20 protein-coding genes and 1 pseudogene are annotated in these 26,318 nt (G+C 40.1%); 11 read left to right on the forward strand and 10 right to left on the reverse strand.

Going from position 1 to position 26,318, the window contains the following annotated elements:
* Positions 1 to 4: 4 nt before the first annotated feature.
* Together ADS77_RS07665 and ADS77_RS07670 are read right to left on the reverse strand one after the other, a co-directional pair.
* The gene (locus tag ADS77_RS07665; protein WP_054203456.1) at positions 5 to 238 is read right to left on the reverse strand and encodes a hypothetical protein; all 234 of its coding nucleotides are present in this window, start codon (positions 236 to 238) and stop codon (positions 5 to 7) included.
* A 281-nt stretch (positions 239 to 519) separates the two neighbouring features.
* A complete protein-coding gene (locus ADS77_RS07670) occupies positions 520 to 2,250 on the reverse strand; it encodes a SulP family inorganic anion transporter (protein ID WP_054453758.1) in 1,731 nt (576 codons plus the stop codon).
* Positions 2,251 to 2,453: 203 nt separating this feature from the next.
* Between ADS77_RS07670 and ADS77_RS07675 the strand changes: the two genes are divergently transcribed.
* Positions 2,454 to 3,893, forward strand: coding sequence for a DKNYY domain-containing protein (locus ADS77_RS07675; protein WP_054453760.1), 1,440 nt, complete (start codon positions 2,454 to 2,456; stop codon positions 3,891 to 3,893).
* Positions 3,894 to 3,942: 49 nt separating this feature from the next.
* Here ADS77_RS07675 and dps read toward each other — a convergent pair whose 3' ends face one another.
* From dps to ADS77_RS07705, 6 genes are all read right to left on the reverse strand, one after another.
* On the reverse strand, positions 3,943 to 4,458 hold the full coding sequence (gene dps, locus ADS77_RS07680; protein ID WP_054203454.1) for a DNA starvation/stationary phase protection protein Dps: 516 nt from the start codon (positions 4,456 to 4,458) through the stop codon (positions 3,943 to 3,945).
* A gap of 204 nt (positions 4,459 to 4,662) precedes the next feature.
* Positions 4,663 to 6,018: a sensor histidine kinase gene (locus ADS77_RS07685; RefSeq protein WP_054453761.1), complete on the reverse strand. Its 1,356-nt coding sequence runs from the start codon at positions 6,016 to 6,018 to the stop codon at positions 4,663 to 4,665.
* Positions 6,005 to 7,393 (reverse strand): sigma-54-dependent transcriptional regulator, encoded by a 1,389-nt coding sequence (locus ADS77_RS07690; RefSeq protein ID WP_054453762.1) that lies wholly within the window; start codon positions 7,391 to 7,393, stop codon positions 6,005 to 6,007. The genes ADS77_RS07685 and ADS77_RS07690 overlap by 14 nt, the downstream gene beginning before the upstream one ends.
* 64 nt (positions 7,394 to 7,457) lie before the next feature.
* The gene (locus tag ADS77_RS07695; protein WP_054203451.1) at positions 7,458 to 9,962 is read right to left on the reverse strand and encodes an FtsX-like permease family protein; all 2,505 of its coding nucleotides are present in this window, start codon (positions 9,960 to 9,962) and stop codon (positions 7,458 to 7,460) included.
* Between the two features lie 12 nt (positions 9,963 to 9,974).
* Complete coding sequence (locus ADS77_RS07700) at positions 9,975 to 10,703, reverse strand: ABC transporter ATP-binding protein (protein ID WP_054203450.1); 729 nt, start codon at positions 10,701 to 10,703, stop codon at positions 9,975 to 9,977.
* Between the two features lie 8 nt (positions 10,704 to 10,711).
* Positions 10,712 to 11,965, reverse strand: a complete 1,254-nt coding sequence (locus ADS77_RS07705) for an HlyD family secretion protein (RefSeq protein ID WP_054203449.1) — start codon at positions 11,963 to 11,965, stop codon at positions 10,712 to 10,714.
* Between the two features lie 240 nt (positions 11,966 to 12,205).
* On the opposite strand from ADS77_RS07705, the pseudogene ADS77_RS07710 reads away from it, so the two are divergent.
* Positions 12,206 to 12,583: pseudogene (locus ADS77_RS07710) on the forward strand (Lrp/AsnC family transcriptional regulator); the annotation flags it as partial.
* A gap of 117 nt (positions 12,584 to 12,700) precedes the next feature.
* On the opposite strand, the gene ADS77_RS07715 reads toward ADS77_RS07710, so the two are convergent.
* Positions 12,701 to 13,426, reverse strand: coding sequence for a HugZ family protein (locus ADS77_RS07715; protein ID WP_054453764.1), 726 nt, complete (start codon positions 13,424 to 13,426; stop codon positions 12,701 to 12,703).
* A gap of 228 nt (positions 13,427 to 13,654) precedes the next feature.
* Between ADS77_RS07715 and ADS77_RS07720 the strand changes: the two genes are divergently transcribed.
* The 5 genes from ADS77_RS07720 to ADS77_RS07740 all read left to right on the forward strand — a co-directional run bounded on the left by ADS77_RS07720 (position 13,655) and on the right by ADS77_RS07740 (position 20,040).
* The gene (locus ADS77_RS07720; protein WP_235575735.1) at positions 13,655 to 14,719 is read left to right on the forward strand and encodes an efflux RND transporter periplasmic adaptor subunit; all 1,065 of its coding nucleotides are present in this window, start codon (positions 13,655 to 13,657) and stop codon (positions 14,717 to 14,719) included.
* Complete coding sequence (locus tag ADS77_RS07725) at positions 14,719 to 17,814, forward strand: efflux RND transporter permease subunit (RefSeq protein ID WP_054203445.1); 3,096 nt, start codon at positions 14,719 to 14,721, stop codon at positions 17,812 to 17,814. The genes ADS77_RS07720 and ADS77_RS07725 overlap by 1 nt, the downstream gene beginning before the upstream one ends.
* Before the next feature lie 190 nt (positions 17,815 to 18,004).
* Positions 18,005 to 19,159 (forward strand): saccharopine dehydrogenase NADP-binding domain-containing protein, encoded by a 1,155-nt coding sequence (locus ADS77_RS07730; RefSeq protein ID WP_054453768.1) that lies wholly within the window; start codon positions 18,005 to 18,007, stop codon positions 19,157 to 19,159.
* 11 nt (positions 19,160 to 19,170) lie between these two features.
* Positions 19,171 to 19,632: a DUF2269 family protein gene (locus tag ADS77_RS07735; RefSeq protein WP_235575736.1), complete on the forward strand. Its 462-nt coding sequence runs from the start codon at positions 19,171 to 19,173 to the stop codon at positions 19,630 to 19,632.
* A gap of 12 nt (positions 19,633 to 19,644) precedes the next feature.
* Positions 19,645 to 20,040, forward strand: a complete 396-nt coding sequence (locus tag ADS77_RS07740) for a DoxX-like family protein (RefSeq protein ID WP_054203442.1) — start codon at positions 19,645 to 19,647, stop codon at positions 20,038 to 20,040.
* A gap of 33 nt (positions 20,041 to 20,073) precedes the next feature.
* Here the strand turns inward: ADS77_RS07740 and ADS77_RS07745 are convergent, their stop codons facing one another.
* Entirely contained in the window at positions 20,074 to 20,853 is a 780-nt protein-coding gene (locus tag ADS77_RS07745) for a DUF2189 domain-containing protein (RefSeq protein ID WP_054453771.1), read from the reverse strand.
* Positions 20,854 to 21,336: 483 nt separating this feature from the next.
* Here ADS77_RS07745 and ADS77_RS07750 point away from each other — a divergent pair, with 483 nt between their 5' ends.
* The 4 genes from ADS77_RS07750 (at position 21,337) to ADS77_RS07765 (ending at position 26,285) form a co-directional block, all read left to right on the forward strand.
* Entirely contained in the window at positions 21,337 to 21,717 is a 381-nt protein-coding gene (locus tag ADS77_RS07750; RefSeq protein WP_054203440.1) for a BlaI/MecI/CopY family transcriptional regulator, read from the forward strand.
* 26 nt (positions 21,718 to 21,743) lie between these two features.
* Complete coding sequence (locus tag ADS77_RS07755; RefSeq protein ID WP_054453773.1) at positions 21,744 to 23,288, forward strand: M56 family metallopeptidase; 1,545 nt, start codon at positions 21,744 to 21,746, stop codon at positions 23,286 to 23,288.
* Between the two features lie 389 nt (positions 23,289 to 23,677).
* Positions 23,678 to 25,090 (forward strand): MBOAT family O-acyltransferase, encoded by a 1,413-nt coding sequence (locus ADS77_RS07760; protein ID WP_054453775.1) that lies wholly within the window; start codon positions 23,678 to 23,680, stop codon positions 25,088 to 25,090.
* Positions 25,065 to 26,285, forward strand: coding sequence for a hypothetical protein (locus tag ADS77_RS07765; protein ID WP_054453776.1), 1,221 nt, complete (start codon positions 25,065 to 25,067; stop codon positions 26,283 to 26,285). Before ADS77_RS07760 ends, ADS77_RS07765 begins: the two co-directional genes overlap by 26 nt.
* Positions 26,286 to 26,318: the final 33 nt, after the last annotated feature.

Here is a 26,318-nt window from a genome sequence, read left to right on the forward strand (position 1 = left end):
AAGTTTAGTTGTTATGCACTTGTGATACTAATCTATGATAACCCTCGCCTGTTGTTAAGTTTGCAGGGCATTGAACATGACCTGAAAAATATTTGGTTCTTGTATTTGGCTCGTGAGGGGCACCGGCAACTTTTTGATATTTACACGTTGTATATTTATTCGCGGCTTCACTATCAAAGCTAGTTGTAGTAACTAGTGTCACTGCAAAAGCGAGGCTCAATGTTATAAATCTCTTCATTATTATTTCCTATTGATTGTTTACCCTGTTGGGTAATAAAAACTTAGCACTGTGAGTTTGGTTTTAATATTGAATAGTTTTCATATCGCCGAATGAAAATCATACAATTTAAGGTGTTGACTTGATTGGTTTGTTTTACTCAATAAAGATAAAAGACCACCGTTGGCAAAAACTATTATTTAATGTTGATATAGCGCTATACCCACCACTCAAATAATTTTATTGTTGAGTTTAATGGGATGAGTATTTTTCATCCATTAAGCAGTGTGTTTTTATTATTATTAAGGCGCTATTTGACTTTCTTCAAATAAATCGACTTGTTTAATAGGTTGACTGACACTGTTTTTTCGCAGGGCAACATATAGGTCTGAGTGGATGTAGATCCCTTCTTTGCCAGTTGTCATGCCTGCGATTTCAAACCACGTAAGTAGCTGGCGCTTTCTGCCTGCAAGCTCTAAACGAATATCGCGTTTTTTAAAAATCATATCTAAATCGGCTAGCATTGCCATGACACTTAAATCTAAGTGCGTAAAACAGGGCACAGCATCAATAATCACGCATTGTGTCTGTGTGTCGTCTTTTTGTCGTGCGTATTGCTCAAGAAGCCTGCGTTTAAAATAGCCTGCATTAAAGTAGGTTAGAGGAGAATTAAACCGATAAATAAATACACCTTGTACGGCTTTTGCTTTATCTGTGGTGTCTAAACTTCTTACTACGCCTTTTACATCAACGCCGAGCACATTGTCTGTTGGGCGCATTACAGTTCGAATAAATTGAAATAAACCTAATAGTACAGCAAGTGTGATCCCCGGTATTACACCAATAAAGAGCACGGCGAACAAGGTTGCTAAGGCAAGGTAAAATGCGTGTTTGTCTTTGCGTTTTAATTGCCATACAGCTTTTAAATCTAATAAATGAATAGAGGCAATAATAAGCACCACACCTAAAGCTGCGCTGGGAATAAACTCAAGGGGGGCTGTTAAAAACAGTGCAATGATAGCGATTATGCCAGCTGCAATGATTGACACTAACTGTGTTTTACCGCCAGAGTCGTCGTTAACAGCAGTGCGTGAGTCTGCGCCACTGACAGCAAAGCCTTGTGATAAAGCTGAGCCAATATTAGCAATACCCAGTGCTCTAAATTCTTTATCAGCATCTATGTCGTAACCATTTTTTGCGGCAAAACTGCGCGCAGTAAGCATCATACTTACAAAGCTAACAATAGCTAAATTAAGTGCAGGCACCACCAGCTCACGAATAATCCCAAAATCATATACCGGGAGGTGAAATACCGGTAATCCACCTGTAACAGTACCAATAGTGTTTATATCAAACTGTTTTAAATTAAACAGCCATACGAGTATTGCGCCAAATGCTATGGCGAACATAGATGCAGGCCAGGTGGGCTTTAGGCGTTTCATTGTAAAATAAACAGCAATTGTAAAGAAGGTCATTAAAAGAGTTGGAATATGAGTATGGGATAAGTATGTTGGTATTGCGGCTAAACGCTCCAATAAATACTTTTCATCAAAAGTGAAGCCAAGTATTTTTGAAAATTGACCAACAATAATAGTAATCGCGACACCATTTAATAAACCCATAAGAATCGGCTTAGATAAAAAGTCAGCTAATACTCCCAACTTAAAGCGGCTTGCAATAAAGCACCAAAAGCCGGTCATTGCAGTCATGGTGACAACAAGTTGCCAATGCTTGAAACTATCACCAGCTGCCAGTGGTGTAACGACTGCTGCAATAACAGCGCAAGTTGCTGCGTCAGGTCCGACGATGAGCTGTCTTGAAGTGCCAAATAATGCGTAAAGGATCATCGGTAAAATACAAGAGTATAAACCTACCGCAGCGTTAACACCGGTGAGTTGTGCATAGGCAATCGCAACTGGTAATGCCACCGCTGCGACAGAGAGTGCAGCTCTTACATCATCAGCAAACCATTTTCGTTCATAGTGAAGTAACGTATTTAAGCCGGGCATAAAATCATATAAACGAGAGATCAGAATAGCTTCCTTTTTATACTTTGATAGTAAATTTAATCTAATCAGTATAGCGCAGAGTCTGTTTTTTACTTAATAGCTATAACTTAGGTTATATAAAATAACCTTTTTTATGTAAGCAGGAAATGATTGATTGGCTGACGAAAGTTTAGCTTAAATATAATTTGAGTTAAGATGCTTACTCCCCTATGGATAGAGATATTAAAATGGATTTTTGGACCTGTATTTTTGTATTGTTTGCTTTTTTTGCCGTGCTACAACTTTTGAACTCACTATTTCCTACGCTTAAAAATAAGAGTACGTTGTTTAATTTTTTAGTAAGCCCTTCAATGGTTTTTTCAGGGCCTGTTGATAGTGAACGCTCGGATTCATATTATTACTCGGTCAATAAAAAGCAGATCCGTTTTTCTCCAATGGGAAACTGGTTTTCACTCGGTAATAGCTTAGTTGAAGGCGCTGATATTGATTCATTTGAAGTCATCGCGCGTAACTTTGCAAAAGATAAGTATCAGCTTTATTACGGTTGCCATGTTATTTCAGGTCAAGTGGATTACGATAGCTTTGAAATTATAGAGCACGATGTTATTCGCGATAAATACCATGTTTTTATTCATAAGCGCAGCGTGTCTTTTGCCATGGCGAGTCAATTAAGACCAGAACAACAGTTCATCATTCTAGGTGGTGCAGATCCTGCCACATTTATCTTAATGAATGATTTTTGGGCAAAAGACTGCAACCACCATTATTATAACTTTGTACGCCAGAATATCGGTTACGACACGTTTTCACATTTAACTGAGTCTATAGTGAAAGATCAACATAGCGTGTTTATTAAATGCGATGATACGTTTAATAGAACGGCTGTCAGTGGCGTTGGAGTAAAAGCATTTGATGAGCGCTACATATACGACGATAACCACTTATATTGGTATCAAGGCAAATATGAGCAGGATATTGATGGTTCTTTTAATACAACAACATGGCTTGAATGCGTGCCATACAAAGATATTAATACACTAAAAGTGCTCGACGACGATTACTTTATTATTGATAGTAAAGTGTATTTAGGGGCTGAGGAATTACCCAATGCCAAAGCTAATGAGTTTGAGCTATTAAGTAACTTTGCATTTGGGTGTGACTCACAGCAGGTTTTTTACTTAGCTAAACCACTAGAAAAAGTAGTGCCTGAACATTTTGCATTATTATCTCCATCCGGAAATTACTCCAGCGATAAAAATCATCTATATTTTAAACAACAGCTTATTGGTCCTTATAGCGACGAGCGAGTAGAGCTAAGCAACAATGATTTTTTAAAAACGACTGATGCAGTTTACTATCAAGGCACGCAATTGGAATCTGTTGATGTACAGGAGTTTGCGCTATTAGAGCGGTTTGCTATGTATGGCTGTGATGGAAAAACAGTGTATTTTGGTCACCATAAAATACATGGGGTAGATCTTGATAGCATGGAGGTTGTTAATCGAGATAAGCTGCTAAAAGATGCTGATGCCGTGTATTGGCACGAGAAAAAAGTACTTGGAGCTGACCCTAAAACGTTTACTATAAGTCATCGAGACTATGATAAATATGACTGCGAAGACGATTATTATTTTTATAAAGAAGCTGAGCGCGTAGGTAAAAAATAGCGACAAAAAACCCTGCACTACGGGCAGGGTTGTCTGGGTATTATGAGGGTTATTTGGTTTTTAGTTCCCCAGTTGACGACTCTAAGTGCGCACGAACAAACCATTGAAACTGCTCAAGGTCAGCAAGTTGTGCGATGATCATGTCTTCAGACACAGGATCTAATTCAGATAGCTTTTCAAGAGCTTTGCGGTGATCACCATTAATGCCGTTATATACTTTATCAAGTGCTACTAGGTGATCTTTTACCAAGCCTTTGCCAATTGAATAATCTTCCCATGAGCGGCGATCGACAATGGATTTAGGAGTACCGATCGGCACACCACCTAGCGTGGCAATTCGCTCAGCGATGGTGTCGGTCATTTCTCGAACTACCTCCACTTGCGGATCAAGCATTTCATGTACGCCAATAAAGTTAGGACCTACTACATTCCAATGAATATGCTTTAAAGTCAGTTGTAAATCAATCAGGGCCACCATGCGGTTATCGAGTAGATCAATGGTGCGTGTCGCAGATTCGCTAGTCATACCGGGAGCTGTAAATTCAGCAACTTTACTATTACTCATAATTTCTCCTGCTTAAATAAATTGATGCTTTAAATAATCTATAGGATATGAAGCAATGGTCATGCCGAGGGTGAGTTTAAATTAAATCTATTTAAATACAATTAGTTGGGTTTTTTACTTGTCACTGTGATTGTTTTCATATAATTTTTTTATGAAAAGTTTGCAGGCATTTGTAAAATCTGCAAACTTCACAAGATAATTATATTAACGTGTAGGTAGAACAATCGTGGCTTGTACGCCGCGCTGAGTATCACGATTTTCTATGTGTAGATCGCCATCATGGTTCATGGCTATTTGCCGACTGAGTACTAACCCTATACCACTACCTTGGGTTTTAGTGGTGTAAAATGGCACAAATAAGTTATCAATATTCGCTATTCCAACGCCTGAATCCAGTAGTTGTATTAATAGCTTTCCCTCACTAATTTTCCATTGCAACGTTAAGCTAATCGGTTCTTTATTGCTGGCTGATTGGTTTGTGTTTGAAGCTTCAATTGCATTAGTGATCAAGTTTACCAACGCCTGTTGTAATTGTTGGCAGTCAACAAAAAAGGAGATGTCTGGGCTTTTAGGTAACTGCCAGTTTATTTGCGGGTAAAGAGCCGTGGTGCTGAGGATAAAATCAGCGACAGACATAAGAGACTTTACTGGTGGTGGAAGGGTAGATAATTGCTGATAGCTTTTAATAAATGTATTGAGCGAATGCGCGCGCTCTGAAATAACGCATAAGCCTTGATGTAAATCTGCTTTATTGTCTGCTTGGGTTAAATCGGCCCTCGTGAGCTTTGCTAAAGACTCGCTTATTGAGGCTATCGGCGCTAATGAATTATTAATTTCATGGCTTAATACTCTCACTAAGCGTTGCCATGCAATTCGCTCTTCTTCGCGCAGCAGTTGTTGAATATCCGTGATAAATATCAAATTATGTGTTTGGGTATTAACTAAATACTTATCAACGTGCAGATACACTTTTTTACGGTGCTGCTTTAATTGAAACTCAACCACCTTTTGACCATCCACGTTTAACGCATCTTGCAAACCTAACTGATTAATTGGCCCACCGATAACGGCTTCAAAACGACAGGCAAAAAGCTTTTCAGCGCTGGGGTTCATTAAAACAATCGCGTTATTATGATCAGTGGTAATAATGGCAACATCGATTTGATTGATGATTTTTGTTAATAGTAGCTGTTGTTCTTTTAGCTCTTGTTTGTGTGTACTAATCGCCGACGATAAACCTGTAAGGGTGTGGTTAAACTCAGCAAGCGCACCTTGTTTGTATCGACTAACAGGGCGCGTCGTGCCATCGCCAAAAATAACGGATTCGATAATGTTTATAGATGTGCGTAATTGGTAAGTTATTTTTTGCCAGATACTGAAGCAGCTATAGCCGGTAACAATAACTACAAAAAGTATAATCAGTATTTTTAAGTAAATTGATATACCTGCTGATATGACAAAATAAAATAACAAAGCACTTGGTAAAGCAGTTGCTAGTAACACTAAACGTATAATATCGCCTTCGTAGCTCTTTACTATTTTGCGTTTAATTTTCGTCATATAGTAACTTATATTTATCTAAACGTCGGTAGTATGCGCTGCGACTTAAACCTAAAGATAGCGCTGTTTCGTGGGCTTTATTATCAAACAAAGCAAGGCGCTTTTTAATTACATGTGATTCGATATCGTCTAATGTTGCTTCATCAAACGCGAATGCTTCGGGCTTATCTTGTGTTGCTAGGCCTAAATCACTGACTTGTATCTCATCGTGCTGGGCTAAAAATAATGCGCGTTCAATAATATGGCTTAATTCTCTGATATTGCCGGGCCAATGATAGCTATGCAATGCTTTAATGGCACCTTTTGAAAACGGTTTGCACGATAAGCGGTATTTTTCACAAAACTGTGTTTGAAAATAATGGGCTAAAGGAAGTATATCAGCAGTGCGATCACGCAGTGCAGGAATGCGTATTTCGGCAGTATTGAGTCGGTATAGCAAATCTTGCCTAAATTGTCCTTGTTCAATCAAACTAGGTAAATCAGCGTTGGTTGCTGAGACTAGGCGAACATTAATTTTTTGGGTTTTAGAGCTCCCCACTTTTTCAAATTGTCGCTCTTCAAGCACCCTTAATAATTTTGCTTGTTGCGATAATGGAATGTTGGCTATTTCATCTAAGAAAATAGTGCCGTTATCAGCCATTTCAAAACGGCCAATACGGGTTTCTTTGGAGTCAGTAAAGGCGCCTTTTATATGACCAAACATTTCACTTTCAAATAAGTTTTCGCTAATAGCCCCCATATTGACGGACAAAAATGCTTGTTGGGCACGGGCAGAACATTGATGTAAATAATTAGCGAGCATACTTTTACCTGTACCATTTTCGCCAGTAAAAATAATATTCATATCACTGAGAGCTAAGCGTTCAAGCTGGTTGATGATCGACTGCATTGCAGAAGATTGGCTTATTATTTGGCTTTTTGGTAGTTGTGATTCTTGTTTAAGTAAGGCGTTTTCTTGGGTTAAACGTTGTCCTTGGCGGGTTAAAGTACTGAGTTTGATTTGTGCGTTAACCTTGGTAATTAGGTCGTTATTTTTCCACGGTTTCTGTATGAAATCGACAGCCCCTAATTGCATTGATGCAACGGCAATATCAATGCTACTAAACCCGGTCATAACGATGACTGGGACTTGTTCGTCAAGCTCTCTAATTGCAGTAAGTAGCTCAAATCCTTCGTGTCCGGATGTGGTATCGCGGTGATAATTTAAATCCATTAATACACAGGCAAAGTCTTTTCGTTTTAATAGCTGTAATACATCAAACGGCTTTTCAACGGTGGTTACTTCAAAACCTTCTGATTTAATTAGCATTTTTAAAGCGATGAGTACGTTAGCATCGTCATCAGCGACGAGTATCGATGGGGTATTTGGTGTCATTAGTTTACCATTTTAACAGCGAACAACTTATTTAGAGCTGTTCGCATAAAAGAAATATTAAGCATTAATCGTGATGTAATGCGTCACTGGGCTCCATTTTGATCACTTTTTTAGCGGGTATAAAGGTAGCTAATAAGACCATTGCTGTTATTAATAATGGGACACAAATTAGACTTAATACATAACTGGTGTTACTTATCACTAATGTATTAGTCATGGTACTGACTAATAATAGCGACAGACAAACACCGATTGCAAGGCCGATAGCTAACTGCTTAATGGCTTGATTCATAAATAATCTAATAATGTCATTATCAGGTGAGCCTAGGGCTCTGCGAATACCAATTTCTTGAGTGCGCTGAGTAATGCTATTTGCAGCCATTGCGTAAATGCCACTGGCTGCCAAAAATGCAGCGATTACCCCGCACAGTAAAAATATTTTACTCACTGACAGCACCAGTAACATTGGTTGATTAATTAGATCGTCATAATTTTGTATATGATAAATACCAAGATCAGGGTCAACAGTATTTACAGCATCCATTAGGGCTTGCTTGATAGCTGCTTCATTGCCTTGATAATGTAATGCGACATATAGCCGCCATGGACCAATGTTATCCATTGAATGATAGGAGTTATAAGAGGCACTAGAGGATCGCATAGTTGAACCATGAAAGGTATCAGATACAACGCCAACAATTGTATACCAATCGTCAGATGCGCCCCTTGCATTAACACGCCTTACACGCTGGCCAATGGCATCATTTTCTGGAAAAAACTGCTTGGCGATGGTTTGATTAATCATAATGCTAAGCGCACCGTCTTCTCGGTCTCGGTAATCAAAAGCACGACCTTGAATTATTTCCATGCCAATGGCTCGCCATGAATCATGGGCAACGAGCTCATTATTACTGTAAGGGTTTTCATTCCAAACTTGTGCGGCGCGTCCTTCAATTTCAAAATAACTGGTGCCTTCCCCTCGACCAGGTAGTTGTGACATGAAAGAGACGGCTTCTATGCTTGGCATGGCTTCAAGTGTTTCCTTTAATTTATAGTACATATCAGAACGATTTATACGGTCTTGGTATTCAAACTCAGTATCGTATCTTACAGGGTATTTTTCAGGTGACAGTTGTACTTGTGCTGTAAGGCGCTTGTCGGTATCAACACCGTAATCAGCGGTGCCTGCAGAGTAACCTGTGACAAGTAAAATAGTGGCAATGACTAATACAACACAGGACAGTAAAATCTCAGAAATGACTAACACTCTGCCAGCTTTAGCTGCTTTTTTACTTAAAGCACCTCGTGTGCCATCTCGTATCACTGCATTAAAATCATTTGATAACGAGCGAATCGCAGGGAGCAGGCCAGTGATTGCAATCATTAACACCACTGAGACGATTAATAGCACTATAGCGCTTGGCTCAAGTGATAGATCCCACCAAAATGGCTTTTTATTTTCGACAGTAAAATTGGCGTTAAGTATTTCGTTACTGACTTCTAATCCGTAAGCGGCAAATAACAATGCAAACAGTCCACCAGTACAGCATATAAAGACGCTTTCCCACAGCATTTGTAAAATTAAACGTTTTCTAGGAATACCGAGAGCAACACGGATCGCGACCTCTTTTAGACGTTCGTTTACACGTGCAAGGAGTAAGTTACTTACATTGATGCAGGCAAGCGCTAATATAAGAAATACCACAACAAACAAAGCAACAAAAATAGTGTAATACTGCACAATACTGGCGTGTTTGTAGGGTTTTGCAATTAGGTATTCGCCGTTATCGCTGAGTCTCCAACGAAAATCCTTCATTAACTCAGGCTCAATTTGCGTATTGAAAGAGGCAACCCCGGCTTCGACTTGTGCGAATGTGGCATCTGGTTTTAGGCGAGCAATACCAAAAGCGCTGTTTCTGGTTGCTTCAATTGGGTTTAAGTAATCAGGACCCAAAGGTTGCCATATTTGTGCATATTGTGGAAATGAAAAGCCTTCAGGCATAACACCAATTACACGTGAGGGCATGGCATCAAGTGATACTGTTTGGCCAACTATTTTTGCGTCGCTATTAAAGTCTCGTTGCCATATTTCGTAACTGAGTACAAATACAGACTCCGCACCGTCATAAAAATCCTCAGGTGCGAACCCTCGCCCCAGTATGGGTTGTACACCGGCAATTTCAAAAATATTCCAACTGGTGTAAGTTGCATTATATTTTTTTGCTTGTTGGAGCTTACTATTGGTTGATTTTGCGCCTCCTGCAATAGTCGTTCCTTCATAATAATAGGCAACATCTGTAAATAACCCTAGTTGTTGGTCTAATTGCAGTAAATGAAAAGGATCTGCTTGCATTCGGTATTGATGGTTATAATTATATTTAGCTTCAATGGCGACAAGTGGCGTGTCGCCATTCATGGTCATGGGTTTAAACACCAAATTATTTAAAATTGAATAGGCGTAAAGTGTTAAACCAAGGCCAATTGAGACAATCAAGATGGTTAAAGCAGTAAACATTGGCTTTTTTAGTAACATTCGTGCGGTATATTTTAACTCGATAGCTAATGACATCATTTTGTCCTTTTATACCGTAATTGCAGCTGACTGCTGATTGTTTTCGTGATCGGCAACAATCTTGCCATCGAATATTTCAATTGTGCGTTTTGCACGACTCGCGCCACGCGGATCATGAGTAACCATGCAAATAGTCGCGCCTTCTTGGTGAAGTTGGTCGAGTAAGTTCATCACCGCTTGCGCATTTTTTGAATCAAGGTTACCAGTGGGCTCATCGGCTAAAATAATCGACGGGTTGCCTGCTATCGCTCTGGCTACGGCAACGCGTTGCTGCTGCCCACCTGATAACTGAGAAGGAAAGTGATTAACTCGGTGAGCCATGTCAACTTTGGCTAAAGCATCAGCAACCATGGTTTTACGTTGCTCTTTGCTAATGTCTTTACGATAGGTTAATGGCAGCTCAACATTTTCGGCAACGGTTAAATCACTAATTAAGTTAAAGGCCTGAAATATAAAACCAATTTTTTCATTGCGAATATGTGCGCGCTCATCACGATCAAGGTTTGACACGTCGTGATTAGCTAATAAATAATGTCCTTGCGAAAGGTTATCTAATAAACCCAATAAAGAAAGTAACGTAGATTTTCCACAGCCTGACGGGCCTGTTATTGCAATGTATTCACCTTGGTTAATCAACAGGTTTATGTCATTTAAGGCATGGGTTTCAATGTCATCAGCAACAAAAATTTTTTTCAGTTGTTTGAGTTCGACTAGTACAGGGTTTGAGTGCGTTTTCATAGTGCTTCCTAATTAATTTTTATTTGTTGATGACCATCCCACGCGGAGACATCTGAGACGACAATGTTGTTGCCTGTCGCTAATCCTTGTTTTATTTCAATATGGGTTGCTGACATTTGTCCAAATTCGACTGTTGTTGATTGGGCATATTCGTTGGCTGTATCTAATGCGTAAATGGTGCCTGTGCTGTTTGCTTTAGCAAACATGGGACGTTTTACAAATAACACATCATCGAGTTTTGCTATTTCAATAATGCCGTCAACAGACAGTTCAGGGCGTGCTTCTTTTGGAATGTCACCGACTAATTCAACATCGACTTGTACAGAGCCATTGATCACCGCAGGATCAATGCGTTTGACAATGCCTGTTGTGATATTTGCGCGGGTGTCGATGGTGACGTGTTGACCTAGAGCAACATGGCTGACTTGTTTTTCGGGAACGCGTAGTTCAGCTAAAAATTCGCCACTTTTGGCAAGGCGGGCTAGATTAGTGCCTGCATTTACACGTTGGCCAAGCTCCAGCGGCATTTCTTGTACAATACTATCAATCGTTGCTTTAACCGTTAAGCCGTCCACTTGGCTTTGCATTCTGCTGACTATATGCTGCATGCGTTTTGATCGCGCTGAAAATGCTTTTATTTGTGCTTGCATGTTTTCGCGGCTTTTTAGTAAACGCTTTTGTTCTAGTAGCCAACGCTGCTTAAATTGGTTTACATCAATTTTTACTTCTTCATGAGCTATTTTTGATACCGCGACGATATCTTGTGCAATTAAAGATTCTTGCGCATTAAGTGTTAGTAGGGCACGTTCATAATTTAATTGGCTATTGATCACTAAAGCTTCTTGATCAAATACTTGTGACTCAAGGGCAATTTTTTGAGCATGAAGTTGCGCCTTCATTTCTTCTAATTCCCACTGGCTTTCTTCAAGTTGTTGCTCAAGCTCCGGGTTACTTAAAACCATTAAGATATCGTCAACTTTTACGCTGGCACCGGCTTTAGCATAAATAGCTTCAACACGACCACTGATATTGGTGGCTACCCAGCGAATATCTTTGGGTACAAGCACTCCGATACCACGAACGGTCACCTCAAATTGCCCCCGTTTTACGGTATCGATTAACAAGGTGTCTTTAGTGGCAATTATATTACTGACATTTGAGCGTGATATTTGCCAAATCACCATCACTAATACTAAGCATATCCCAGCAATAATATAAGGTTTCTTGTTTGCTGCTTTTTGTTTTTTTCGGATTATATCCATTTAAAGTAACTTAAAAATGCTGATCATAACTAGATATAGCAGTTTCAATGCCAATAAAAATAACCTTTAATTATCAATTGACTAATTTTTATTTTGCACAGAGTAAAGTCACAGTGTGTCGATAATGGGACTGATAAAAAGGCGCGGTGTGTCGTTATTGGGATCGCTTTAATTAAAAAATTTAGAGCATACTAAAAAGTACAGAAGCGACGAGCAGTATCGCCATAAAAATATTGAACGCTTGTAGAGCGAGTTGGTTTATCGCCATCAGCTTGTTTGCGCCGTGTGCAAGAATTAGAAAAAATAGGTGTGATCACGGGATATCGTGCAGTGATAAATAATCATGCGTTTGGGCTGGGGTTTGTTGCATATGTTGGTGTGGGCTTAAATGAGCATTCTACTAAATCACAACGTACTTTTGAGCAAGCGCTGGAGTTTATTGATGAAGTAAAAGAATGTCACAATGTGACCGGTGCATTTGAGTATTTATTACGAATAGAAACCGCAGATATTAAATCTTATAAAGCGTTTCATGCGGATGTGCTAGGGTCAATACCACAAGTGCGTACAATAACCTCTCATGTTGTGATGGATTCACCTAAAGATGAGCGGGCGTAGAAGCTAATTTATCTGCGATTAATTTAGCCATTAAAGTACCTGCGTTAATTTTTGAACGAAGGTACTTTTTTGATAAAGCGACAGCTTAAGCGTTTATAAAGCCGACTTTTGAGCTAACTACTCACTTTCTCCACGGGCAGCTTTTGTTAATTTAACTAATGCCTTACGCACAGCCATAGGGCTGTCACAAAGTGCATTAAATGCAATGTAATAGTTACGTTGTTGGCTTTGCAGGTAAAACCCCTGTGGTAATAGGCCGCTCATAATGGGTGATGGGTCATTTACATTGCAGTGTTGTTTTAAAATTAAGCTCATGGCATCTAGATGATCGCCGTTCATATGCTCAATCATATGTTGTTCTTGTTCTTCATCCCACGGCTTAGAGGGTTGTAGCCACTCATCTTGTTCTAACCAAAATATTTTTCCAAAGCCCCCGATATAACGCACGCGTATTGCATCTAATTGCCAAAGATTAAAATCATGAGCGTTACGATAGCTTTGTGCTTCTGGGTAAAGGACTATGTATTTGTCGATTAACGATTCAGCTTTATCGGTGTCAACTAAACGGCCATCACCCACAATTGTTACACGGCCATGCTCATTTTGATCGCCTTGCTCGGCGGCATCAAATACCGTTAAACTCATGCGGCTATCATGTTGTAGGTTTTTGGTATGCTGGGCGATATTGCTAATAAAAAAGTAAATACGGCCTTGCTCGTCGCACATATAAGGGGCGACGGAGCCAAAAGGGTATCCTCTTAAGTTATGAGAAAGGGTCGACATAACCCCACTACTTTTTGTGAATACTAACGTTTTTGCATCGTGAAGGGCTTGCTGCCTCATAAAAATTCCTGGCGTTGAAAGTCGCAAAATCTAGATTTGTTTATTGTTACACGTAATTCTGCTGTTAAAATGACTTTTTTGCAAATGATTCTTGTTTACGGTGGAGTGATTGCTTTATATTAGGCACATTCTTATCAAGTTGCTCATGCATGTTGTTACTTGTTGGCGTTAATCGAAATTTTATCCAAGCACTCATGCGGTGTTAATAGGATAGAAAAGGGAGTTATTTTGAATATTTATAAGTATTGTTGGTATGTATGCTTGATGCTTTTTAGTGCATTTAGCTCTGCGGCTGAGACCGTTAATGTTGTTACCCAGCAAGTTGAGCAGCAGCAACTTGCTCCTAAAGTGACGCTTACGGGGTCATTAAAAGCGCAGCGTCATGCGCAACTTTCGGTACTTGCTGAAGGGGTAGTCACCGATATTTATGCTGAGGCAGGTCAATACCTAAAACAAGGCGAACCTTTACTCGCGTTAGATTCCGCATTAATTAAAGCACAATTACAAGCCAATAAAGCGGCTGTAGCTCGTGCGCAAGTAACCGTTGATGATGCTAAGCGTCGTTATACTGAAGCGCAATCTTTATCCAAACAAAAATTATTTGCAGAGACCGAACTTGCGCAGCGCTACGCAGCCGTTAAAGGTGCTCAAGCAAGTTTACTTGAAGCCCAAGCGAACGAAACTTACCAACAACAGCTTTTAGTGCGTCATCAGCTAGTTGCTCCTTTTAGTGGCATTATTGCTAAGCGTATGGTGAATGTAGGGGAGTGGGTTACCCGTGGTCAAAGCGCCTTTGAATTAGTGAACAATGACAAGCTGTGGCTTGATTTATATATGCCTCAAGAGCACTTTGCAGCAATAGATATTGAAACCATAGTTGAAGTGTATTTAGCTTCACGGCCAAATGAAGCATTTACAGCAACAGTCATTGCGAAAGTACCTGTGATAAATATCACTCATCGTAGTTTTTTATTGCGTTTACAACTTAATAATACGGGTGACTTACAAGTTGGTTTATCGGCAAGTGCAGCAGTGTCATTAAAGCCAACGGCTAAAGCCAGTGTTGTTATCGATAGAGATGCGCTGTTACGCCACCCTGATGGAGGCTTTAGTGTTTTTACTGTGCTTGAAGGAGTCGCTGTAAGGCAAAGTGTTCAAGTAGGCGCGCGTATGAATAGCCAAGTAGAAGTAATTGAAGGTCTAAAAGCTGGGCAATGGGTGGTAACTCAAGGCAATGAATTATTACAAGATGGTCAAGCAGTTAAGACGATATCGCCAACGGGGATTCAATAATGCTCGAAGGCGCAGTTAAACATGCAACATTGGTGACGGTTGCGGTACTTATTGCATGTATTTTAGGATTAGTAGCCGCGTTTAAAATTCCTGTTCAGATGATCCCTGATTTAGATGTTCGCACTATCACTGTGGTGACCCAATGGCCAGGTGCTACACCACAAGATGTTGAAAAAGAAATACTCATAGAGCAAGAACGCTATTTACGCTCGCTCCCAAATTTAAAGCGTATGTCGAGTTATGCAAATACCGGCGAAGCTGAGGTTGAACTCGAGTTCCCATTTGGCGTTGATGTTAATGAGGCGCTTATCAATGTTAGTAACGCATTAGCACAAGTGCCTGATTACCCAGAAAACGTCGATCAACCCGTGCTCTACAGTAGCTCATTTTCATCCAATGCTTTTATGTTTTTTTCATTAAAACCGCAGGCGGGTAATCCGCTTAATATCGATATCGACATGCTACGTGATTTTGCCCAAGATAACGTACGTCCAGAAATGGAACGTGTGGCTGGTGTATCACAGGTTAGCGTTCGAGGCGGGGCGTTGTATCAAATACAGATATTGATCGATCAGCAAAAGCTTGCAAGTCGAAATATTAGTTTGATAGCAGTGCGAAATGCGATACGTAGCCGCAATCAAGATGCTTCAGCGGGTGATATAGATAGCGGAAAACGCCGTTACTTACTGCGTATGGTTGGGCGCTTTCAATCGGCGCAAGAACTAGAAGAGTTAGTCATTGCTCAGCATGAAGACCGCACTGTACGTCTTAAAGATGTTGCGAAAATAAAATTAGACCATTATGAACTGAGAAACATTTCTTATAACGATGGCGAGCGTAATTTAATGCTATCGGTACGCCGCGAAAGTGGCTCAAATGTAATGGCAATTAAAGACGAAATGACGCAAGTTGTACAGCGTATTAACCGTGATTTATTAGCGCAAAATGGCCTGCAATTAACCCTACTCAGTGACGACGTGCGTTATGTAAAAGGCTCAGTTAAAAATGTATGGACTAACTTAGCTATTGGGGCGTTACTGGCAACTTTAGTGATGTTCTGGTTTTTAAAAAGCCCGCGTTCTACGTTGATTGGTGTAATGGGTGTACCAATTTGTACGATTGCCGCATTTTTAGGTTTATTACTCTTTGAGCGAACCATTAATGTTATTTCATTAGCGGGGGTTGCCTTTGCGATTGGCATGACGGTTGATAATACCATTGTGGTACTTGAAAATATTGAGCAAGCTAAACAACGTGGTCTGTCAAAATTAGCAGCCGCTATTGCTGGCGTGCAAGAAGTATGGCCTGCGGTTTTAGCTTCAACAATGACCACAGTATTGGTGTTTGCACCTATTTTATTTATTACACAAGAAGCTGGCCAGTTGTACTCAGATGTTGCGATTGCCATTTCTGGGGCCATTATAGCTTCTATGCTGGTCGCGTTATTAGTTGTACCCGCGGCTTCTGCACGGTTTGCTTGTGTAACAAAGTCTGATGGCACAATGACATCGAAAATGCGACTACCTCAGTTTATTCCTGCATTTTTAGCCTCTAAAGTTCAGCGTTCAGTGTGTGTTGTTGTGGCTGTAATCGGTTTAATTGGTGGCGCTTGGTTATTTATGCCGGAAGCCGAATATCTTCCTGAAGGTGAAGAACCAAAAGCGTTTTCAATGATGATAGCACCCCCAGGATATAACTTGAGCCATATGCAAAAAATTGGTGATGAGTTATTGACCTATTTTAATAATCATTTAAATGCACCAAGCAGTGACTTTGCGCAGGGGAAAACCGATTTACCATCATTAAAGTATTATTCGTTATCGGTTGGGGTGGGCAATATTTGGTTTTTAAGTGAGCCGAATAATCCAGAGCATATTGACGAAATGATGGCGGCGATAACCGCTAAATTTAAAAGTTACCCAGGAATGCGAGCATTTTCATCACGAGGCTCGATTATCTCTAGTAACGACGGTGGTACGCGCGCGGTAGCACTAGATATTAGTGGTACAGAGCAAGTGGACTTATACCGTGCTGCCGATGCTGTATACCGCCTTGCGAGTGAGGTGTTTGATAATCCACAAGTTGACTCTGAGCCGTCTTCACTAACGCTTGATCAGCCATTAATTGAAATTCAACCTCGTTGGCAGCGTCTTGCTGAGGTGGGCATGACCGCCGATGAGCTGGGCTATACCGTTGCAGCACTTAGCGACGGGGCCTATGTTGATGAATTAATTTTAGGTGATGATAAAGTGGATGTGTTTATATTCTCAGAGGCAGGTAACAAGCAAAGCTTAGAGGGGCTTGAGCAAGCACCCGTCGTAACATCGCAAGGTTTGTTGCCGTTAAACGCCTTGGCTAATTTAAGCGAAAAAGCCGACAGTGACAGCCTACGCCGAGTAGATGGACGCCGTACAGTAACTGTTTATATTATTCCACCGAGGGATGTAGCTCTAGAGCGTGCCCAACAAATGGTCCGAGAAAAACTATTGCCACAGCTGCAAAAGCAGGGCGATTTATTACCTGGGGTAAATATAAGTATTGGTGGCGCTGCAGATCAGCTTGAAAAAACACGCAATGCATTAAGCAGTAACTTTATAGTGGCTTTAGCCTTGTGTTATTTGCTTTTAGTGGCAATTTTTAAACACTGGGGACAGCCTTTATTTATTATGGCAACGGTGCCTTTAGGCATGGCTGGTGGCCTACTTGGATTAAATGCAATTAACGCTGTAGGTTCTGTATTTGGTGGGTTTTATCAACCGTTTGATATGATCACTATGCTCGGCTTTTTGATTTTACTGGGCACAGTGGTGAATAACCCAATTTTAATTGTTGATCAAAGCCGTCGTAATTTAGCCGCAGGGCTTGAGGCTTATCAAGCTGTTATTGGTGCACTGGAAACGCGATTAAAACCAATCGTTATGTCAACAATGACGACCTTATGTGGCTTAGCGCCATTGGTATTTATACCCGGTGAAGGCTCTGAGTTATATCGTGGAGTCGGGATCATTGTCCTATGTGGCATTGCTGTTTCAACGGTTGTAAGTTTAACCGTATTACCAGCTTTGCTATTAATGGTTTATAAGCGCAAGGATTAACACCACGAAATTAAGCTCGGCGTTAGTCGAGCTTAATAGTTAAAGCTGTGGTGGTATAAATTGAAATTGCACAGCGTATGAGGTTAATGGCTTACGATTTGGCTTATTTATTTAGCTGATCGTATTTTAAAGCTTTGCTTAGCTTATTAATGCTGTCATATTTTAGCCCGTAGTTAGAAGGAGTAGCTAAATGAAGACGGTCGTTGTGTTAGGCGGATATGGTAACTTTGGTAAAAGAATTGTTGAAAATCTAGCAAAAACAGCAGGAATAACAATACTTATTGCAGGTAGGAATAACGATAAAGCAATTGCACTTGCTAAGCATTTACAACCGAAAGTAGCCGCTATTTTAGCGCCTTTAGTTATTGATATTTTTGCTGATGATTTTAAAGCTAGATTAACAAGCCTTGCGCCATTTTTGGTTATTCATACTAGTGGGCCTTTTCAAGGGCAAGATTATAGAGTACCCAATGCGTGCATTGAGTGTGGATCACATTATATTGATTTAGCTGATGATCGCAGGTTTGTTTGCGATATTAATCAGTTGGATAGCAAAGCTAAAGAAAAGGGCGTACTTATAGTTAGTGGTGCCAGCTCTGTGCCGGGTTTATCTTCTGCGGTTGTCGATCATTATCAAAATCAATTTAGTACTATTGAATCAATTAATTTAGCGATTGCGCCAGGCAATAAAGCGGAGCGAGGTGTGGCTACCGTTGCTGCAATATTATCTTATACCGGACATCCGCTAAGTGTGTTTAAAAGCGGTCATTGGCAAGATGTCTATGGTTGGATGGACTCAAGGGTAAATGATTTTGGCAGCTTTGTTGGTAAGCGTTGTTTAGCCAATGTGGATGTGCCCGATTTAGAGCTTTTCCCGAATCGCTATAACGTATCACAGCAAGTGAGTTTTCAAGCGGGTTTAGAGTTGGGCATATTGCATTGGACGATGGTGGGGATGGCTTACTTATCAAAAATTGGCATTGTGAAAAGTTGGGCGCCGTTAGCGAAAGCCATTGTGAGCACGAGTAATCTTTTTTTACCATTTGGCACACAAGATGGTGCAATGGAAGTACTCATTAGTGGGCAAGATCATGGTAATAAAACAAAACAAATTAAATGGACACTGTACGCACCAAAAGGTAATGGTCCATATATTCCAACGCTTTCAAGTATTGTATTAGCCAAAAAATTGTTGAGCAGTGAGGCGTTTATTGCAAAGCAGGGCGTGGGTGCAATACCATGCGCAGGGTTATTTGAGCTTGATGATTTTAGTCATTATTTTGATACGCTCGGTATCACATATCAACAAGAAATGTCGTTAGATAATCAAGTGCAGTACATATAATGGAATATTATTTGCTCTTAAAGTTACTTCATATTCTTGCTGCAGTTGTGGTAACGGGAACTGGCGGCGGTATTGCTTTTTTTATGTTTATGGCAAATCGTTCCAACAATCCACAGGTTATTTATATTACGGCTAAGCACGTTATTTTAGCAGACTGGATTTTTACAACCCCAGCAGTCATTATTCAAATTGTCACGGGCATAATGTTGATGGGCAAGTTAGGGTACTCGTTTTCAGCCCCTTGGTTTTATTGGGTTGTTGGGTTATTTACTTTTATAGGTGTGTGTTGGTTGCCTGTGTTGCGTATTCAATACAAATTACGTGAGCTTGCTAAATTATCGGTAGAGTTAAATCAAGTTACCGCAGAGTTTAAATCATTGATGAAAACGTGGACTTTATTAGGAATTCCCGCTTTTGCCGCTATTTTAGGGATATTTTGGTTAATGGTGTTTAAACCATTTTCGCTTGTGTGAGGTGGCTTGGGTATGTATAACTTTAAGCAAGCAACATTGCTGTATGCTACAAAATACGCATTGGCATTTTTGTGGATTTTTACCGGTTTAACCTCCGTATATTTTGCACCTGACGTTGGCTATGAAATTCTTGCGGGCGCCAATATTGTAGGTCTACCAGCTAAAGCAGCAATTTACGCTGGTGGTATGTTAGATATAGCACTTGGGCTTTGGCTCGTCACATCTTTTAAAACCCAAGTTTGCTGTCTTGTTCAAGTGGCGGTAATCATTACTTATACTGCGCTGCTAACGTTGATAGATGCAAGCTTTTGGCTGCATCCGTTTGGGCCAATTACTAAGAATATTCCAATTGTTGTTTTGATCTGTTTTTTATTTAGTGAAAATAAAAGTCAAATTACAATTAAGTAACAAAGGGCTAGCGTTGACTCGCCCTCTATTTATTTACTCATACCCTCTGGCCTTTTTAGTTTTGATTATCGCAATATAGCCATGCCAGCTGGCGTAACTAAGTAGCGGCATAATCACAATAAACCCTGTTGCTCCGGTTGCAAAACCCAGTGCCACAAGTACAAAAATACAGATAGACCACACCACCATTGCAGAAAAATTAGTTTTAACAGCGTGCATGGACGACATGACAGCGGTCATAATATCGACCCGTCTTTCCATCATTATTTGCGGCGTAAACGCTGAAATTGCAAATACAGTGACTAACAAAACCCCGCCAATAATAGAGCCTAAAGTTAAAAATGCTGATAATTCTTCAAAGGTAGGGTTAGCATGGCTTGGGTAAAGTGCATGTACTAAGGCTGCAAGGCGCATCCAAACAATCATAATAACCATCAACAAAATTGCAAAACCCCATTCCCCAACAGGATTCCTAAACATTGATTTTAACGAATGTGTAAGTGTGGGTTTATGCCCTTTTTCAAGCTCCCATGCTACATCATATAAGCCAACAGCAAATGCAGGCCCAATTAGAGCAAACGCGACGGTTGCAGGAATAATCACAATATAAGTTCCTGCAAATACGGCGGTGTAAACAATAGCTAAAGGAATAATAGTAAAAATTAATCCGTAAATTAAGCTCAGTATTGGTGCTCGCGTCATATCTTTAAACGCAAGAGCAAGCCAATGAAATGCAGCGAATGTATTTACCTTATTGCATTGCAAACAGCGGGCAAACTCTGTGTTTTTATCAACCGTATTTGTTGTCGGCATAAAAGTGCTCCATTTGATAGGTACTCTTTAGGTTTAGAACATAGATGTATTATTTACAAATCATCAACTAATTATTTGTAGCTTGCTATTAGGGCGTGTTGACCTTTCGTGATTAATTTTGCAGCAGTATGTTTGGTATTTAGGCAAGGCAGCGCCTATGCAGTGTGGTTGTTCCCCATAAATAGGCGATAACGCAGTATAAATGCCAAACATGCGCTGCCCAAAGGGTTCTTCCTAGGGGCGATTGACTCTTTGTTGCTCGGTTTTTACTTAGCCCACTAGGCTACAAATCTCGCGCCGCGATTAAATCGCCCCTAGATTGAACAAATTTCAATCCACAAAGGTCAACACGCCCTAGCATCTTCAATGGTTGTTAAGTGGTCGCTTGTTTAAAAACTAATTAATTAGTTGATAGGTGGAATTATGCGCGCTATAGTATTTAAAACTAATTAATTAGTAGATTAAAAGAAAGGGTTAAATACGATGGCTAGAAATAAATCAAACCAGCTTACCGATGGTGAGCAAAGTATTATGGAAGTGCTTTGGAAAAATGGTGAAGCATCTGTGCGCGACATAACAGATGAACTATCAAAAGAGAAGCAAACGGCTTACACCACAACACAAACCCTGTGTAAGATCCTTGCTGAAAAAGGCTATGCTGATTTTAGAAAAGAGGGTAAAGCGTTTATTTATATCCCTAAAATCACTCAAAAAGAGGCCCGACAAAGTGCATTAACCTCAATGTTAAACAAGTTTTTTGGTGGCTCACCCAAGGTGTTGGCGCAACACTTAATGCAAGAGACCGACATAGACCTTGATGATCTAGAAGCGCTGCAACGTAAAGTCGACCAAAGTAAAGACTAACAAACCAAGATAAGGACGCCAAGGCTATGATGATTGAATATACTTTATTAACAACGTTGGCATTTCACCACCTAATTATTGGTTTTATCCTTTTATTGGGAATTGCGTTGATTAATAAGTGTGTACCATCGAGTGCGGAGCTGCGCAGTTGGTTATGGATGACGGCATTTATTGTCGCAACAGTCATCCCCTTCACTTTGATCACAATGGATGCAGATAAAACTTCAAGTGTTATAAATTCAGTTGCGCAATCGGTTGATTTAAAAACAGAAGATAGCTTTTCAGCAACTGATAATAAAGTCGCTATGAGTGATCAGGAGAGTAACTGGCATTTACCCAGTGAGATTGTATTTAACTTCTCTTTTTTACTCAGTATTGGTGTCCTACTTTGGTTTATAGGTAGTATATGGCGTGGATTTACGGTGTTATCGTCATATGTACAAACACGAAACTTGCTTCGCTCTACGATAGAAAAAGCGCCGCACTTATCGGCCCATATTAATACAGATGTTTATACTTCAAGCAAAGTATCCTCGCCTTTGGTTATTGGGTTTAAGCAACCTAAAATCATCCTTCCAAAAAGCATTACTGAACAACTCAAGCATGAGCAATTACTGGCGATAGTGCTCCACGAAAACGCGCATATAAAACGTAAAGATAACTGGTTTGGCTTATTTCAGGAGATCATTGCTATCTTATTTTGGTGGAGCCCAGTGATCCGCCTGCTTAATAAGCAAATTCATGTAGAGCGTGAAATAGCGTGTGATTTACGCGCAGTGAACGAAATTAAAAATACGCAGCAATATGCGCAGTCACTGATTGATTGTGCAAAATTAATGGTGATGGAGCAGCGGAGCGTGTTGGCAATGGGACTATTTAGTAAGAAAAAAGAGCTGAATTATCGTATCGGCGCGGTTTTAGAAAACAAGCAATTTAAAAAGCCACGTATCACGATCATTATGCTGGTATGTGCAGGGCTAACAGTCACCACAATTCAAGCTACACAGGCCTTTTCACCTAAAGTCAGTATTAAACACACCGTCGTTGATGCTCGACATTACTCACTATTACCGCAATTTGAAAGTACCTTACTGATTGATGCCGTTACTCGTAATGACATTGGCGCAATTAAAGCACTGAAAAATGATGGGGTTGATATTAACGTGCCAGTTATTGGCGATGGCACTGCGTTGATGATTGCGGTGAAACAAAACAACAAAGCAATGACACAGGCATTGATTGACTTAGGCGCTGATGTAAATCAGTCATCAAGTGGTGATGGTAACCCGCTGATAGTCGCTGCGATGAGTAATAATATTGAACTGGCAACGCTATTGTTAGATAACGGCGCTGATATAAATGCAATTGTGCCGCGAGATGAAACACCGCTTATCAATGCAGCGTATTTTGGTTTTTACGACATGAGCCAATTACTAGTTGCACGCGGAGCTGATGTTAACTTAGCGGTTACGACAGGGGTTTCTGATGGTTATCAGCGACGATCGCCTCTAAATCGTGCGCGTACTGAGTCAATTAAAGCGCTACTAATAGCTAATGGCGCACGCGAATGATCTATATCTTACTTCACTTATCACCTTAGCGTGCTTTAAGTCAGTTGGCTTTATTTAGCCTGCATCACATTTATTTAAATTACTTCAATTAATTGTTGATTGATTTTCACCCTACTTTTAGTGGGTTAGCCAAACTCGTTCTAAATAAAGGAAATAGTATGTTTATACCCAAAGCACCTGTGAAACGCCCAATGGGTTGGTTTAAAAGCAATTTATACTGCGTTACCTTTATAAGGGATTGATTTGAACAATAGAGCCACTATTGCTTGCAATCAATGCCTTGCCTAAATCGCTTTTAATTCCAACTGAAACGGTATCTTGAGGTGGCTTAGATATATTCCTTATCAAAGAACACATATCACACAAGAAATAACAACGAAGGTGACACCATGATCTTTAATACCCCCATATTCTTTTGGTTTTTTGCCATTTTTATTTTGTTTTACGGGTTTGTGTTTTTAAAACAAAAACCCAAAGTGTACTTAATTTTAGTTGGTAGCTTAGTGTTTTACGGCGCGTGGAATTATAGTTTTATTCCCTTGCTGGTGGGCAGTGGGGTAGCCGATTACTTTATTGCCCAAGCTATTTATAAAGCATCAACGCTGCAACGTAAAAAACAATGGGTGACTTTATCTGTGGTGCTTAATTTAGGTTTACTTGCAGTGTTTAAATATGCCGATTTTGCACTTAACTCTGTGTCTGAGTTGTTATCTTCGCTTGGTTACAATGCCTCTATTGAAACATTAGGTTGGGTGCTGCCCGTTGGTATTTCTTTTTATACTTTTCAAAGTTTAAGTTACACCATTGATGTTTATCGCGGCGACATGAAGCCACGTAAAGGCTTAGTTGAATTTGTTGCTGCGTTATCGTTTTTTCCTCAATTGGTTGCAGGGCCTATTCTTCGTGCAAGCCATATATTGCCACAAATGCACGCCATCGCATTACCTAAATATACGGCTGTAAAACATGGCTTTTTACTGATCACTGTTGGGCTTATCAAGAAAACGGGGGCTGATATATTAGCTATCCCAGCGCAACATGCTTTTGAAGCAAAAGGCCCTATTAGCACGCTTGAACTTTGGACTGGAGTACTGGCATTTGCAGGGCAAATCTATGGCGATTTTTCGGGCTATACCGATATAGCAATTGGTATTGCGCTGATACTTGGTTTTAGTATTCCATTGAACTTTAGAGTGCCTTATTTTGCGCTTTCTCCGGTTGATTTTTGGCGTCGTTGGCATATCTCCCTCTCTACATGGTTACGCGATTATTTATATATCTCATTAGGTGGAAACAGAAATAATAACCGTACCCGTAATGTGTTTTTAACTATGTTATTGGGTGGTTTATGGCATGGTGCGGCGTGGACCTTTGTTGCGTGGGGCGCATTTCATGGCGCTATTATTACTGTCACGCACTATTTAGCAGGGTTGAAAATATTTGCACGTTTTAATCAATCCAACGCGCTGCTTGTTACTTTTATTAAGTGGGCCATCACGTTTTATTTAGTCCTTATAGGTTGGGTATTTTTTGCAGCCAACGACTTAACTTCTGCCATAGATATTATTACTAATTTACATGTATTTAATTCAACAATAGCAGCAGGAAACAACGCAATGATTATTTTTGTAATGACCAGTATATGGGTGCTACTTGTACATATTATGGATTTTTACGTAATAAAGGGCGCTGACAAGCTGGAAAATAAACCCTGGCTATTTTGGCTGTTAATGATGTTAGGGCAAGGCGTGTGTTTATTTATCGGGGAGCCAAGTAATGAGTTTATCTATTTCCAATTCTAATCATCAAGGTACAGCAACAATGACATCACAAAAATTATATGGAAAGTCGATTCTTGTTATTGGCTTATGTATGGCTTTCGCACTTATCAGTATTCATCTTATTTTGCATGGGATGGGGGCAAATTCACAAGGCGTATTAGGCAGGGTCACTGAGTCACGGGCGGCTTTGCCACAGATAGTGAAAGAACCAAACGATGTTGTGATGTTTTTTGGTTCATCAATGACGCGAGCTGGGTTTTCGCCGCGAAAATTTGATGCTGATTTAGCGCAGCGGGGTAAGCAGGTTAAATCGTTTAATTATGGCTTTGGTGGGCTAAACCCATATTTTCAAGATTTTTTGTCACGGCGTATTGCGGATGAATTTATCGAAGAAGATCGCAAAATAAAGCTAACCATGATTGAGTTTAATCCGTTTCAAACCACGCAAACACGCTGGGATAGAGCTGCGCCAGTTTTAGACTCGTTTTTAACGTTGCTTGCCAATGACGAGGAGTTAATGGAAATTGCAAAAAATGATCTTACTCGTGGCGTACGGTTATTCAATATAAAGTATTTGCGCGGTAATATATCAGCTGAAATGATCACCAGCTTTTTTGGCAGAGGGATGTTTCCTCCTCAGTCACATCAAACGTTTAAAGATGATGATGAAACTATTGCGCAACGTCGTCGCTTAGGGCGATTGCTTGGTCAGAAGTTTGATGAAGAATACCCTGATCATAAGCCGGTAGAATGGAGCTATGAATGGCAAGGTGGCGGGACTATTCCACAAGAGCGTTCAGCAGAAACATTAGCCATATTTAACGACTATTACCGCGTTACGCAAACCGATAACGCAATGAGAAATGACCGCCTCAGTCGCATTAGTAGTGCCGATATAGAGCAGCTTCATTTTGAGCCATTATTAGTTGATCACTTTATTAACATTGTAAAAAACTTTCAACGTGTATCTGATAACGTTGAAGTGATCATGCTGCCAAAAAACAGCAAGTGGATAAAAACAACACCAGAGGCTGAAAAACGTTTAGCTGCGGTAATTACGCAAATAGAACAAGCTACTGGTATTAAGCTGAAAAACCATCAAAATATACCGCAAATAACCCCGCAAATGTACCGTGATACCACGCATTTATCGCGTTATCGTGGCGATATTGCTTACACAGATTATCTAATAGATCAGTATCAAAGTTTGTTTTAGTTTTTACAGTGGTTAGGCTGAATAAGTTACATG

It is taken from the genome of Pseudoalteromonas porphyrae (assembly GCF_001298125.1).
Taxonomy (GTDB): Bacteria; Pseudomonadota; Gammaproteobacteria; order Enterobacterales; family Alteromonadaceae; genus Pseudoalteromonas; species Pseudoalteromonas neustonica.

Excerpts from the sequence above, each read along its gene's own strand:
- ADS77_RS07665 (WP_054203456.1), bottom strand. The coding sequence starts at position 238 with ATGAAGAGATTTATAACATTGAGCCTCGCTTTTGCAGTGACACTAGTT.
- ADS77_RS07675 (WP_054453760.1), top strand. The coding sequence starts at position 2,454 with ATGGATTTTTGGACCTGTATTTTTGTATTGTTTGCTTTTTTTGCCGTG.
- dps (WP_054203454.1), bottom strand. The coding sequence starts at position 4,458 with ATGAGTAATAGTAAAGTTGCTGAATTTACAGCTCCCGGTATGACTAGC.
- ADS77_RS07685 (WP_054453761.1), bottom strand. The coding sequence starts at position 6,018 with ATGACGAAAATTAAACGCAAAATAGTAAAGAGCTACGAAGGCGATATT.
- ADS77_RS07690 (WP_054453762.1), bottom strand. The coding sequence starts at position 7,393 with ATGACACCAAATACCCCATCGATACTCGTCGCTGATGACGATGCTAAC.
- ADS77_RS07695 (WP_054203451.1), bottom strand. The coding sequence starts at position 9,962 with ATGTCATTAGCTATCGAGTTAAAATATACCGCACGAATGTTACTAAAA.
- ADS77_RS07700 (WP_054203450.1), bottom strand. The coding sequence starts at position 10,703 with ATGAAAACGCACTCAAACCCTGTACTAGTCGAACTCAAACAACTGAAA.
- ADS77_RS07705 (WP_054203449.1), bottom strand. The coding sequence starts at position 11,965 with ATGGATATAATCCGAAAAAAACAAAAAGCAGCAAACAAGAAACCTTAT.
- ADS77_RS07715 (WP_054453764.1), bottom strand. The coding sequence starts at position 13,426 with ATGAGGCAGCAAGCCCTTCACGATGCAAAAACGTTAGTATTCACAAAA.
- ADS77_RS07725 (WP_054203445.1), top strand. The coding sequence starts at position 14,719 with ATGCTCGAAGGCGCAGTTAAACATGCAACATTGGTGACGGTTGCGGTA.
- ADS77_RS07730 (WP_054453768.1), top strand. The coding sequence starts at position 18,005 with ATGAAGACGGTCGTTGTGTTAGGCGGATATGGTAACTTTGGTAAAAGA.
- ADS77_RS07740 (WP_054203442.1), top strand. The coding sequence starts at position 19,645 with ATGTATAACTTTAAGCAAGCAACATTGCTGTATGCTACAAAATACGCA.
- ADS77_RS07745 (WP_054453771.1), bottom strand. The coding sequence starts at position 20,853 with ATGCCGACAACAAATACGGTTGATAAAAACACAGAGTTTGCCCGCTGT.
- ADS77_RS07750 (WP_054203440.1), top strand. The coding sequence starts at position 21,337 with ATGGCTAGAAATAAATCAAACCAGCTTACCGATGGTGAGCAAAGTATT.
- ADS77_RS07755 (WP_054453773.1), top strand. The coding sequence starts at position 21,744 with ATGATGATTGAATATACTTTATTAACAACGTTGGCATTTCACCACCTA.
- ADS77_RS07760 (WP_054453775.1), top strand. The coding sequence starts at position 23,678 with ATGATCTTTAATACCCCCATATTCTTTTGGTTTTTTGCCATTTTTATT.
- ADS77_RS07765 (WP_054453776.1), top strand. The coding sequence starts at position 25,065 with ATGAGTTTATCTATTTCCAATTCTAATCATCAAGGTACAGCAACAATG.